The organism is Spirosoma sp. 209, from assembly GCF_002006735.1.
GTDB lineage: Bacteria > Bacteroidota > Bacteroidia > Cytophagales > Spirosomataceae > Spirosoma > Spirosoma sordidisoli.
The window spans coordinates 85,936-99,233 of sequence record NZ_MVEC01000015.1 but is presented as its reverse complement, the minus strand read 5'-3'; the positions used below and the strand labels follow the sequence as shown (position 1 = coordinate 99,233).

Annotated in this window: 9 protein-coding genes; 8 read left to right on the top strand and 1 reads right to left on the bottom strand. The window is 56.9% G+C overall.

What is annotated here, in order from left to right:
• Positions 1-2 precede the first annotated feature (2 nt).
• Entirely contained in the window at positions 3-2,372 is a 2,370-nt protein-coding gene (locus B1C80_RS21345) for an ABC transporter permease (protein ID WP_077923246.1), read from the top strand.
• 137 nt (positions 2,373-2,509) lie between these two features.
• Positions 2,510-2,725, top strand: a complete 216-nt coding sequence (locus B1C80_RS21340) for a hypothetical protein (protein WP_077923245.1) — start codon at positions 2,510-2,512, stop codon at positions 2,723-2,725.
• A gap of 63 nt (positions 2,726-2,788) precedes the next feature.
• Here the strand turns inward: B1C80_RS21340 and B1C80_RS21335 are convergent, their stop codons facing one another.
• On the bottom strand, positions 2,789-3,232 hold the full coding sequence (locus B1C80_RS21335; RefSeq protein ID WP_077923244.1) for a hypothetical protein: 444 nt from the start codon (positions 3,230-3,232) through the stop codon (positions 2,789-2,791).
• Between the two features lie 286 nt (positions 3,233-3,518).
• Between B1C80_RS21335 and B1C80_RS21330 the strand changes: the two genes are divergently transcribed.
• The 6 genes from B1C80_RS21330 (at position 3,519) to B1C80_RS21305 (ending at position 13,298) form a co-directional block, all read left to right on the top strand.
• Positions 3,519-4,652 (top strand): glycoside hydrolase family 88 protein, encoded by a 1,134-nt coding sequence (locus B1C80_RS21330; protein ID WP_077923243.1) that lies wholly within the window; start codon positions 3,519-3,521, stop codon positions 4,650-4,652.
• 4 nt (positions 4,653-4,656) lie between these two features.
• Positions 4,657-4,971 carry an L-rhamnose mutarotase gene (gene rhaM / locus B1C80_RS21325; RefSeq protein ID WP_077923242.1) on the top strand — a complete coding sequence of 105 codons (315 nt, stop codon included), beginning with the start codon at positions 4,657-4,659 and terminating at the stop codon, positions 4,969-4,971.
• Between the two features lie 144 nt (positions 4,972-5,115).
• Positions 5,116-7,530: an ABC transporter permease gene (locus B1C80_RS21320; RefSeq protein ID WP_077923241.1), complete on the top strand. Its 2,415-nt coding sequence runs from the start codon at positions 5,116-5,118 to the stop codon at positions 7,528-7,530.
• Positions 7,531-7,740: 210 nt separating this feature from the next.
• Positions 7,741-10,191, top strand: coding sequence for an ABC transporter permease (locus B1C80_RS21315; RefSeq protein ID WP_077923240.1), 2,451 nt, complete (start codon positions 7,741-7,743; stop codon positions 10,189-10,191).
• Between the two features lie 60 nt (positions 10,192-10,251).
• Positions 10,252-12,642 (top strand): ABC transporter permease, encoded by a 2,391-nt coding sequence (locus B1C80_RS21310; RefSeq protein ID WP_161492799.1) that lies wholly within the window; start codon positions 10,252-10,254, stop codon positions 12,640-12,642.
• Positions 12,643-12,659: 17 nt separating this feature from the next.
• On the top strand, positions 12,660-13,298 hold the full coding sequence (locus B1C80_RS21305) for a GIN domain-containing protein (RefSeq protein WP_129602523.1): 639 nt from the start codon (positions 12,660-12,662) through the stop codon (positions 13,296-13,298).

The window sequence follows — 13,298 nt, the reverse complement described above, 5'->3', positions numbered from 1 at the left end:
CTATGCTTAGAACCTATTTTCTCCTCGCCTGGCGAAACCTACTCGCCAACAAACTGGCCTCCCTCATCAACATTGTGGGGCTTTCTATTGCAGTGGCCTGTAGTATTACGGTGTTTCTGACGTTGCGAAACTTCTGGACACTCGATGATTTCCACGCCAATGGCGACCGGATTTACATGCTCGAGTACGTGCAGAAACATCAGGACGAAACCCGCACCTTCGGCGATGCCCCCGCACTTATGGCCAACGCCCTCGCGGCCGATTTTCCGCAGGTGAAACACACGGTGCGGGTCGAGCGAGAAAACGTAACGGTCTATCGGAACGAGAGCGTCATCAGCGAGATGATTACCTATGCCGATGCTAATTTCTTCGATGTCTTTACGTTCCCACTCGCCCAGGGTAGCCCGGCCGCCCTCCGCGACCCGTCGGCCCTGATTCTGAGCCACGACATGGCCCTGAAATACTTCCCCGATCAGAATCCCATCGGGCAACCGTTCACCGTTTTGACCGGCAGTCGTGAACAGAAACAGTTTGTGGTGCGGGGTGTGGCCGCGGACTTTCCAGACAACATCGGCTTCAAATTCGCACTACTTACGGGTTACCATCCGGTGCATACGGCTCTGAAAAATCAGGACTGGAGCAGCCACATCAGTGCGGTTTTTGTGGAATTGCACCCGCGCGCCAACATTGCCACGCTGGCCCGCCAGATGAAGCCCTATATGGCCCGTTACAACGCCCGCAACCCCGAAAAACCCATCGAGTCGTTTGTGTTCGATAACCTTCGGCAACCGGCCCAAAACGCCTACGACGTGGATCGCCGACCCGCCGAAGCCAACCATCCGCTCATTTCGCTGGTGTTTGGCGCTATTGCGCTGGTTATGATGGCCATATCGTGCGTCAACTACGTCAACATTTCGCTGGGGGGTGTCACACGTCGGCTTAAAGAAATCGGGATGCGGAAGGTGCTGGGTGGCACCCGGCAGCAACTGATCGGGCAGTTTATGATAGAGAACCTGCTGCTGTGCGCGTTTGCGCTGGCGTTCGGGCTGCTCATCACCGAGCTGTTCCTGATTCCGCTTTTCAATGACATCATGACCATGACCATCTCGCTGAATGTTGGCCAGAACGGTACACTTTGGGTGTTTCTGATCGGTTTGCTGCTGTTTACGGCGGTGGTATCGGGCGCCTATCCGGCCCTGTATGTGTCGGCGTTTCGGCCCACGGTGGTATTTGCCGGGAAGCTGAAATTCAGCGATCGGCGTACCGTGGCGCGGGTGCTGCTGGTGGGGCAGTTTGCGCTGGCGTTCATTGCCGTCATCATTGGCGTAGCACTCACCCACGCGGGCAAGCAGTGGCAGAATATAGACTGGGGCTACACACCCGACAACGCGCTGGTGCTACGCCTGACCGACAGCACGCAATACACCATCCTGAAAAACGAGTTAGGGCAACTGCCCAACGTTCGGGCCGTATCGGGGGCGCAAAGCCACGTGGGCGAGTCGATGAATAGTCAGTCGGTTTGGGTTGGTGGCATAGAAAAGCAGGCGCTGGTGTTTGACGTTGGTCCTGACTACCCCCAAACGCTCGGCCTGAAACTGGCGCAGGGCCGTTTCTTCGACCCTCAGCGTCGGGCCGAAAACACGCAGTCGGTACTGGTGAATCAGACGTTTGTGGAGCAACATGGCCTGAAACAACCCGTTGTGGGTCAGAGCATGCGGCTCGACAGCCAGTTGGTGACTGTGGCCGGGGTGGTTCAGGATTTCAAATGGTTCGGGTCCGGTGCCGAACGCCCGGCTATTTTACGGCCCGCGCCCGAATCCCGTTTTACGTATCTGATTGCTGATTTTGAGCCGGGCCGTGGGCCACAGGTCGCTACAGCCGTTACGCGCATCTGGAAGGCCCATGTGCCGACTATGACCCCGTCCTGGTTTTACCAGAAAGATGTTTTCGAAAACTTCAACACGACGTCGCGAAAGCTGTCGGCAGGTTTTGGGGTGCTGTCGGGGCTGGCGTTGCTGATTGCCTGCATGGGGCTATACGGCCTGGCTACGCAGCATTTCGTACGCCGGATCAAAGAAGTGAGCGTTCGGAAAGTGCTGGGCGCAACCGTCTCGCAGGTCATTCTGCTGGTGAACCGGGAGTTCATCAGCCTGCTGCTGGTAGCCGGTGGGCTGGCCAACGCCCTGTGTTTTACGGGAATTCAGTTGCTGTTGCAGCAAACCCAGCCGTTCACAGGCGGTTTGCAGCTGGGTGTATCGCCTTATCTGGTGGCCAATGGGGTGGTGTTGCTCACAGCGGCCCTGGCTGTGAGTGTGCAAAGCTGGAAGGTCGCTACCGTAAAGCTGGCCGAGTCACTGAAAAATCCGGACTAACACCATGCGCTGAAATAACCTCAAAACCGCTTTTCGCAGTCTGGCCCAATACCGGTTCGTTGACTTTAGCGCATCAAAGCCGCCCTTGTGAATCCTGTCAAAGCCATCAGAACCGACTGAAAACGTATCTCACTTCGTTGCTCCTCGGGTCGGGCCTTTGGGCAGCCGCACAGGCGCGCAATACTAACCTGACGACCCGTATCGAGAACACCGACAACATCATGTCGATTGAGGTCAACGGGAACGCCCGGGGTAAAGACATTAGCTACATACGGCAGTTTCGCGTGGCCGGCATGAGTCGTAGCCAGAAAGAAGCGCTGAAAAAAACGGTTTCCCGACTCGCTCGGTGTTGATAAATCCACTCGATCTTCACGAAAAATGCGGGTGAGAAAAAACGAAGCGAAGGCGAGATTACATTACAGGAAGCTGTTCAGGTCCCGCTGGAGCAGGATGGAGAACGAAGACGGTTCTACCAGGCCGCCGTCGCCGGAACGATAGCGGAACCACTGCCGGGTCTTGTAATTATAGACGAACCCTTCCTGTATACCATAGTCGCAGTCGTCCATCAATCGAATTACCTTTCGGATGTCATTTTTCTGCCCGCTGGTTTGACAAATTTCAATAATCAGGCGGGTAGACTCCGTATGGTGATCGAACAGAAGCAGGTCTGGAACCGGGTTCCCGTACCCTTCAGTGAGCATGGTTTCGGTCAGTGGCTCGTATGGAATACTATTGGTTTTGTAGTAGAGTATACCTAACTCAACATGCAGCTTCGAGATGACCTGCTGGTGGCGAAGGGGGGCATTGACACCCATGTCGTCCTCATGGGCGAACCAGGGCGAATGCTGCGATTGGTACATACGGTTGGCGTGATGAGTACGTCTGAAAACCAAAAATACTCAAAAGGATAGCGCTGCGCAACAGCGTTCCGAGAAACGAACGGGACAGCGGGTATTATGTAATGTGCTGTTTTTGAGTTATATATGCTATGTGCCTGCCTCTCTGTCTGGGTTTCTATGTTGTCAGACCTGGTCGGGAATGAGCCGAGAGGCCTGGCGCAGACGCTGCATCCTGGTGGGGTCATAAGGCCGGGGCGCCGGGTGGGTGAGAGGAGTAAGACCGGGCGGGAAGTTTCTTTTCGGGGCAATGACATCGATTCGTACCACCGTAGTAGTCGTTATGGGCGGCTGGCTGCTGACCGGCTGGGCTTCGGCGCAAAAACTGCCGGCTACGCGGGCCATCCGGCAAACCATGACCCTGGCCAATGACTACTTTATGAAGACCTGGCCCGACCCCGGTCTCGACATCGTAACCAACAAAGTCCGGCCCAGCAACATCTGGACCCGCGCCGTGTACTACGAAGGGCTGATGGCGCTCCACGCCCTCGATCCGCAGCCGCGCTACCTCGACTATGCGCTGGACTGGGGGCAGAAGCACCGCTGGGGACTTCGGTCGGGCGTTACTACCCGCAACGCCGACGACCAGTGCTGCGGACAGACCTACATCGACCTTTACCAGCTTGACCGGCAGCCCGAACGCATCCGCGCCATAAAAACATCCATCGACGCCATGATGCAAAGCCAGACCGTAAGCGACTGGACCTGGATCGATGCGCTGCAAATGGCTATGCCGGTGTTTGCCAAACTGGGCGTGCTGGAAAAGAACCCGGCTTATTTTGAGGCTATGTACCGGCTCTACTGGCATACGAAAACGGTAGAGGGCGGCAAAGGCCTGTACAATCCGGTCGATAAGCTGTGGTGGCGCGACAAAGACTTCGTGCCGCCCTACAAAGAGCCCAACGGTCAGGACTGCTACTGGTCGCGGGGGAACGGCTGGGTGGTAGCCGCGCTGGTTCGGGTGCTGGACATCATGCCCGCCGATGCGCCCCACCGCGACGAATACCTGCAAACCTACCTTGATATGATGCAGGCTATCAAACCGTTGCAGCGTCCCGACGGGTTCTGGAACGTCAGTCTGCACGATGCCAGTCATTTTGGGGGTAAGGAGCTGACCGGTACCGCGCTGTTCGTATACGGCATGGCCTGGGGGATGAACCACGGTTTGCTGAACCGGAACGAATACGGGCCGGTGGTGGCTAAAGCCTGGAACGCCATGGCTACGGAAGCCGTACATTCAACCGGTTTTCTGGGCTACGTGCAGGGAACCGGTAAAGAACCCAAAGACGGACAGCCCGTTACCTATACCAGCAAACCCGATTTTGAGGACTATGGATTAGGGTGCCTGCTGCTGGCAGGTACCGAACTCTGCAAACTGAACTGAACCTATGCTGCCCATTGCCTTCACGATGCAGCTCAAGCCCGGCAACGAAGCCGAGTACAAGCGCCGACACGATGAAATCTGGCCCGAGCTGGCGGCTGCACTCCGCGAAGCGGGCATCAGCGACTACGCCATTTTTCTCGACCACCGCACCGGTACGCTGTTTGCCGTACAGAAGCGCACCGACGGGCACACGGCTGATCAGCTGCCCGACCTGCCGGTTGTACAGCGCTGGTGGGCCTACATGGCCGATCTGATGGAGACGAACCCTGACCACTCGCCCATTACGGCCCCGCTCGAGCCGGTGTTTTACCTGCCCTGAACGGCTGTCCGCAAACGAACGGCTCCGTCCGAATACGGACAGCTTGGCTCATATTTACGAAATATAGTAACTGAAAATCAGTGATTTATAGCCTGGTATGACATTTGGGAATGACGTTGACAGTTCAACTTTTGGTAGGCTGTCATGATTCGTAATTACCTCAAAATCGCCTTTCGCACGCTCTGGAAACACAAGACCCATACGGGCATCAATGTCGTTGGTCTGGCCGTGGCCTTTGCTACGGCCACGCTGCTTTTCCTGACGTCCTGGTTCGAGTGGAGCTACGACCGGTTCCATACCGACGTTGACCGCATTTACCGGGTGTATCTGCAGGAGTCGACGGGCGATGTAACGAGTATTATGCCCTACCCGCTGTCGCCGGCGCTGCAGGCCGAGATGGCCGATGCCGAATCGGTAACGCGGATGATGTGGTCCCAGACCGAATTTGTTGGGGAGAAACACGTCGCCAAGGATATCCGGTTTGCCGATCCGGGGGTGTTTAAGACGTTTACCTTCCCGATGCTGGCCGGCGACCCCAATACGGCCCTCCAGGATCTGAGCAGCATTGTTATTACCGAAGACATGGCCCGGGACCTGTTCGGCGATCAGAATCCGATCGGGAAACCGCTGCGTACCGACGGGCTCAACATGGGCCGCGATTTCATCGTCACGGGCGTACTGGCCAACATACCCACCAACTCGACATTCCGTTTCGACGCCCTGGTACGCCCCGAAACCCGGGCAGACTATCAGGCGGCCAAAGCCGAATGGGGGAGTCGTAATCACGAAGTGTTTGTCCGGTTAAAGCCGGGTGTCGATGCGCAGACGGCCGAAAAGCGACTCCGCTCGTTTACCCGGAAATACTGGCAGACCGATATCGCCGAAGCGAAACAGCGCGGGCAGAAACCCGACGCGCAGGGCGAGTACATAAGCCTCCGGCTGCAACCCCTGACCGATATCCGGTTCGATACCAAAGGCGTTATGGGCGGTGGGGTGAGCCGCACCTACGTGTACGCCCTGGCTCTGATTGGTCTGTTTATCCTACTGATTGCCGGCATTAACTACGTCAATCTGTCGCTGGCCCGGTCGGTGACGCGGGCGCGGGAGGTAGGGGTGCGAAAGTCGCTGGGCGCGCAGGCGGGCCAGCTATTCGGGCAATTCTGGGCCGAGTCGCTGGTGATTTGTCTGGTGGCGCTGGTGGCCGGTGTGGCCCTGGCCATTGGGTTGCGGCCGTTTTATAACCAGCTGTTCGGCACGCGGCTGTCGTTCGATCTGCTGACGCATCCGATCACGATCGGGTGTATAGGGGTCGCCTTTCTGTTCATTACGCTGCTGACGGGCGGATACCCCGCCTGGATTATGGCGCGCTTCGAAGCCGTTACGGTGCTGAAGGGGAAGGTAAAAGGACCGAAGTCGGGTGGATTGCGGAGCATCCTGATCGTGGCCCAGTTTGCGCTGGCCAGCCTGCTGATCATCTGCACCTTGCTGATCGGGCAGCAGCTGCGTTACCTGCGCGAGCGCCCACTGGGTTTTTCGGAAGAGCAGGTCATCAGTTTACCGCTCCGTAACCGCGACAACCTGACCGGGGCCCGGGCGCTGCAACAGCTGCGCGACCGGCTCCGTAACAACCCCGACGTGGTCAGCATCTCAGGAACGGCCACCAACATCGGCAGCGGGCTGGACGGGTCTACGTCGCGGAGCATGAGCGGCTGGACCCATAAAAACCGGGAGGTAGAAACCGACTGGCTACGGGTCGATTTCGACTACCTGAAAACCCTGGGTATGACCCTGAAAGCGGGCCGCGACTTCAACCCGGCCTTCCGTACCGATACGCTTTCGGCGGTGATTATTACCCAGAGCCTGGCGAAGCAGCTGGGCGAAAAAGATCCGGTAGGCGTCGTGATTCAGCCGGATACCGCCGACCGGAAATACGAGATTATTGGCGTCATCCCGGACTTCAACCTGTTTTCTCTGCATCAGAAAGCCAAACCGATCACCCTCCACCTCGATAGCCGCACCGGGGTTAGTTACGCCCTGATCCGGACAACGCCCCAGGGAATGGTCCGGACCATGGATGCGCTCAAGTCGCTCTGGAAAGAGATGGCCCCTTCGGCTCCCTTTCAGGCATCGTTCGTGAATGAGAACACCAACCGCTGGTACGATAAGGAAGAGCGATTCTCGACCATCTTCAGAATAGCGGCTGGTCTGACTATTCTGCTGTCGTGCATGGGCCTGTTCGCGGTGGCCTTACTGACCATCGAACAGCGCACCAAGGAAATTGGCGTTCGGAAAGTGCTGGGCGCTTCGGTAACCAGTATCGTAGCCCTGTTGTCGAAAGACTTTCTCAAGCTGGTCGTTATTGCGATCGTGATTGCGTCGCCCCTGGCCTGGTATGCCATGAACCAGTGGCTGCAGGACTTCGCCTACAAAATCGACATCGAGTGGTGGGTGTTTGGGTTGGCGGGTTTGCTGGCGGTGGGCATCGCCCTGCTGACAGTGAGTTTCCAAAGTATCAAAGCCGCCCTGATGAACCCGGTCAGAAGCTTACGATCTGACTAAAAAACGCCCGGCCCAGCACCGGTTCGCTGGTGTATTGCTGTGGCCGTAGGTCGGTTCATTCCGTGTCACCCGAGGCCGTGTCCTCACGGTCTCCTATGCGTCAGCCATTGCCGTCTGGACCGGGGCCGTGTCCGCACGGCCCCGGGTGGTTCGGGGGTTGATTTCCCAGCCCTGGGTAGGTACGTACTGGTTCATTAGCTCTCTTCTCTTATGCTTAGAAACTACATCCGCATCGCTATTCGTAACCTGTGGACGCATAGAACCTTTACATTGATCAACGTAGCCGGGTTAGCCACGGGAATAGCCACCAGTCTGCTTATTCTGGAGTACGTGAGTTTCGAGCGTAGTTATGATCTGTTTCATCAGGATGTTGCCGACATCTATCGGATTCGGTATAACCAGCTGAACGGGGAGGGGGAGCTGGCGGCCAAAGCAACTACGGTGGCATCGGTCGGGCCGGGGCTGCAGCAGGCCTTTCCAGAGGTCGCATCGATGGTGCGGTTTCATCGTTCCCGCGCGCAGCTCAGCTATGAGACCCCGCAGCTGGTCAGGCGGTTTCGCGAAGACAACGTGCTGGCGGCCGACCCATCGTTTCTGACCTTTTTTTCGTTTCCGCTGCTCAAAGGCAACGCGGCAACGGCCCTCCGGAACCCGACATCGATCGTTATCACGCAAACCCTGGCCAGGAAGTACTTCGGCAACGAAGAGCCCGTCGGTAAAACGCTGAAGATGACCGGCGGTTACGGCGACTGGGCCGGGGGCAGCTACCGGGATGTTAGCTACTATACCGTAACGGGCGTACTGGCCGACAGTCCGGCCAACTCCCACCTGTCCATCAACGCGCTTGTTTCGTTTACCCTCTTTTCGCGGGGTGAGGCTGAGCTGTCGAACTGGGGCGACTCGTTTTATACCTATGTGCGGCTCCGACCGGGGGCGTCGGCGGGGGGGCTGGACGCCAAACTGCCCGGTTACATCCGGCAAACCCAGGGCGAAGCCAGCAAGGATGGGTTGCAGCTCCAGCCGCTGAGCCGTATTCATCTGGACCCGCCCCTGCTGGGCGAACCCGGTACCAACGGCAGTCGGCTCATGGTGGGGGTGCTGCTCGTGGTGGCGCTGTTCACCTCCCTGATTGCGTGGATCAACTACGTCAACCTGGCCACGGCACGCGCTACCGAGCGGGCTAAGGAAGTGGGAGTTCGGAAAGTAACGGGCGCGTCGGGTGCCGATCTGCTGCGGCAATTCCTGCTGGAAGCGCTCCTGCTGAACACGATCAGTATGGCCCTGGCGGCTGGGCTGGTCTCGCTCGTGCAACCCACTTTCAACGAACTGGTGGGTCAGCCTTTATCCCTGCGGATGCTGACCGATCAGGGATGGCTGCTGGTCTGCGCCGGGTTTTTTGCGGGTGGCGTGCTGCTGTCGAGCCTGTATCCGATTTTTGTCAACATCACGGTTCAGCCCGCGGCCGTCTTGCGGGGGCAGTGGGGGGCGCCCGCCCGGGGGCTGTCGCTCCGGAAAGGGCTGGTCGTGTTTCAGTTTGTCCTGTCGATGCTGCTGATTGCCGGGGCGCTGGGTATGTATCGTCAGCTGACGTTCATGCAACGGTACGACGTGGGCATCAGGCTGGACCAGCGGCTGGTCATCAACGGGCCGGCCACAACCGACTCGACCTACCGGACCAAACTGAACGAAATCAGGGCCCGGCTGCTGAATACGCCCGGTGTTCAGCAGGTTACGGCCTCGAACCTGATTCCGGGTAAACCCATTACGGGCTTGTCGCGGGCGGGGCTGGTACGTCGGTTGAACCAGCGGGAAGAGGAGTCGGCCGGGCGGTACTATTTTTCGGCGGTCGATTATTCGTTTCTGCAGACGTTCGGGGCCCGGCTGGCGGCTGGTCGCTGGTTTTCGCCTGCTTTCGGCGCCGATGCCGCCGGGGGGCAGTCGGTGGTGATCAACGAGACGGCGGCCCGGATGCTGGGCTACGCCCGCCCGGCTCAGGCCATCGGGCAGCGGATCAACTACCGGATGCAACAAACGCCAACGATCGTCGGGGTGCTCCGCGACTACCACCAGCTGTCGCTCCGGAAGGCGCTCGACCCCATTATTTTTGAACTGGGCGACGCCCCTGACGGCTACCTCACGGTCAGTCTCCGCCCGGATCAGCTGCCGCAGACGATGGCCAGCATTCAGCAGATCTGGCAAAAGACGTTTCCGGACAGCCCATTTTCTTCGTTTTTCCTGGACGAGTTTTTCAACCGGCAGTACCAGTTGGACTGGACATTCGCTTATCTGGCCGGCCTCTTTGCCGGGCTGGCCATCGTCGTGGCGTCGTTAGGTCTGTTCGGACTGGCCTACCAGACCACCGTGCAGCGCACCAAGGAAATTGCCGTTCGGAAAGTGCTGGGAGCCTCGGTGGCCAGCCTCGTAGCCCTGTTGTCGAAAGACTTTCTCAAACTGGTGGTAATCGCGATCGTGATCGCGTCGCCCCTGGCCTGGTATGCCCTGCACCGCTGGTTGCAAAATTTCGCCTACAAAATCGACATCGAGTGGTGGGTGTTTGGGTTGGCGGGTTTGCTGGCGGTGAGCATCGCCCTGCTGACGGTGAGTTTTCAGAGTGTGAAGGCCGCGTTGATGAACCCGGTGAGATCACTACGTTCCGAATGATGAATGCCACAGTCGTTATCAGCTCATTCATCATTTATCACTCATCATTTTTTAAGAATCATGCTGACGAACTACCTCAAAATCGCCTGGCGGAACTCGCTTCGTAACAAAACCTACAGCGCGCTTACGTTACTGGGGTTGGCCGGTGGCATGACCTGCGCTTTACTGTTGGGGCTTTACGTCAGCGACGAACTAAGCTACGACCGATTTCACGCGAACACCGACCGGATTTTTCGCCTGAATCTGCACATTAAGTGGGCCGACAATGAATACAAAATGGGCGTTGGATCGGCCCCAATGGCCCCGGCTCTGCAACAGGAATATCCCGAAATACAAAACGTATTGCGGGTAAAAACGGGCACTGAAACTCTGCTCCGGGTTGGCGAGAAAGCCCTGTACGCCAAAAACGTCATCTTCGCAGACTCGACGCTCTTTACTTTTTTCGATTATCAATTTATCGAGGGAAGTCCACAAACCGCGTTCATCAGCCCGAACAGCTTGATTCTGACGCAGACGATGGCTCTTAAGCTGTTCGGGAAGACAGACGGCATACTGGGTAGCGTTGTCAGGGTGAAAGAACAGCTACCGTTTACGGTGGCGGGTGTCATCAGGGAGGTACCCCTGAATCATCACTTGCAGTTCGACGCGATTCTGCCTTACTCCAATACGGCTGCCAGTACCATCAATCTGAATGGTTGGGACAATTTTGGCTCAAAAATCTATGTGTTGCTGAACCAGGCAAGTGACCAGCCACAACTGGAAAGCAAAATGGCCGCGTTCTACCAAAAATACATAGCCAGGGCCATTGGAGCAGAGGGTGATTCGAAGGTGACTTTCGAGATTACGTTTCAGCCATTGGCCGATATACACCTGCACTCGACGCACCTGATGGGCGAAGAAAACGGCGGGAATATGGCCTTCGTGTACACGTTTTCAGCCATTGGCTTATTTATTCTGCTCATTGCCATTGTCAATTACGTGAATCTGGCCACGGCTCGCTCTGCCGGGCGAGCCAGAGAGATCGGCGTTCGCAAAGCCATTGGCTCAGGTCGGCTTCAACTCATTGGGCAATTTCTGACCGAATCGCTGTTGGTGTCGTTTCTGGCTATTCTTTTGAGCCTACTGTTGTTCGTTTTACTGCTGCCCTTTTTCAACGCCATTACGGACAAATCGCTGACACTTGATGTAGCAAGTCCTCGAACGGCTGCGCTACTCGTTGGCTTTACCTTACTAATTGGCTTGATCAGTGGGCTTTACCCGGCCTTTGTGCTCTCCAGGTTTAAGCCGGCTCTGGTGCTGAAAGGAAACGTTTCAGTCAGTGGGAAAGCTGCTTTACTACGCAGGTCGTTGGTCGTGCTTCAGTTCACGATTTCGACAGCCATGATTGTGGGGACACTTGTCGTCTACCAGCAACTGCAATACATGCGCCATACCCAACTGGGCTTTAATCAGGAGCAGGTGCTCAACATTCCGCTCAAAGTGCCGTCGGTTCAATTGTCTGCCAATTCTCTAAAGAACAGGTTGTTACAAAGCCCGCTGATCAAAGGCGTGAGTTTAACCAATGGCTCAATTGGTGGTGAAATGAACAACAAGAGTACGTTCGATTTCTACGCCCGTGGAACCGAGCAGCCAGTCAGTACCGAGCATTTCCGGGTTGACGAACACTTTCTTGACGTGCTCCAGATAAAACTGAAAGAAGGCAGTGCCTCTACAGCCGGGCCAATGGCTGACTCGGCTGGTGCAGTATTTATCAATGAAGCGATGCTGAAGCGCCTGGGCTGGAAAAACCGCACCACGGGCTTAGTCGAACTCGACGCAAAACGAGTGGAAGTTGCCGGTGTCATCAGCGATTTCCATTTGCGTTCGTTGCACAACAGGATCGAACCGCTGGTGCTGGTTCGTTCTAAAAAACCAGGCGACCATCTATTGATTCGGGTATCGCCACAGCAGGTACCGACTGCTTTGGCCTACGTAAAGAAAATGTACGAAGCCGTTAACCCAAATCAACCGTTTGAATACACCTTTCTGGATCAAACCTTCTCGTCGCAATACCGCTCCGACGAGCAGAAAGGGAGCTTGTTCCTGGCATTTTCGGGTATCGCTATCTTCATTGCCTGCCTGGGTCTGTTTGGTCTGGCCGCGTTCACCGCCGAGCAGCGCACTAAAGAGATCGGTGTCCGCAAAGTGCTGGGCGCGTCGGTGGCCAGCCTCGTCGCGCTGCTCTCTAAAGATTTCCTGAAGCTGGTGCTGGTAGCCATTGTGATTGCCTCGCCCATTGCGGGGTACGCCATGAACCGCTGGCTACAGGACTTCGCCTACAAGATCGACATCGAGTGGTGGGTGTTTGCGGGGGCCGGTACGTTGGCGGTAGGCATCGCCCTGCTGACGGTCAGTTTTCAGAGCGTCAAGGCGGCCCTGATGAACCCGGTGAAATCGCTGCGTTCCGAATGATCTCTAAGCGCTCGTTTATGAAAACAATCTTTGTTGCTCTTCTCGGGCTGTTGTCAGCTACCCTGCAAGCGCAGGACCCCAAATACAGCTCCGCTCATGAGCTGCGCGGCAGCGGACGCGTCGTGCGGGAAGTTAAGTCTGTGCCCCCGTTCACCGAGATTCAGACGCAGCAGTTTCCGGCCAGAATTACCGTTGAGGTCGGTGGTCCTGAATCATCGGTGGCCATCAGCCTGGACGATAACCTGCGCCCGTTCCTGCGGATCGATCAGCAGGAGAACATCCTGAACCTATCGTTTGCCGAGCCATCAGGTAAACCCTTCTGGATCAGTCAATCGACCATCAGCGTTACGATCCGAACCCCCCGGCTCCTTGGTCTCCGACACGGGTCGAACAGCGACGTGCTGGTGACTGGCCTAAGCGGAGTATCCTTCGACCTGACTAACCAGGCCAATGGCAACGTCACGCTACGGGGCAAGGTCGAGATCTTCAATGTGGCCAGTGCCGCCAATGGTGGTGTTCGAGCCGACGGGCTACTTACGCAAACGACCAATGTGGTGGCACAGGCCAACGCAACTCTTCGCGTCAATGCGCAAACCGTGAACGAAGTCAGGACCGGACACGCTCGGGTTATCAATGTTGCCAAACCCTCTAAATAA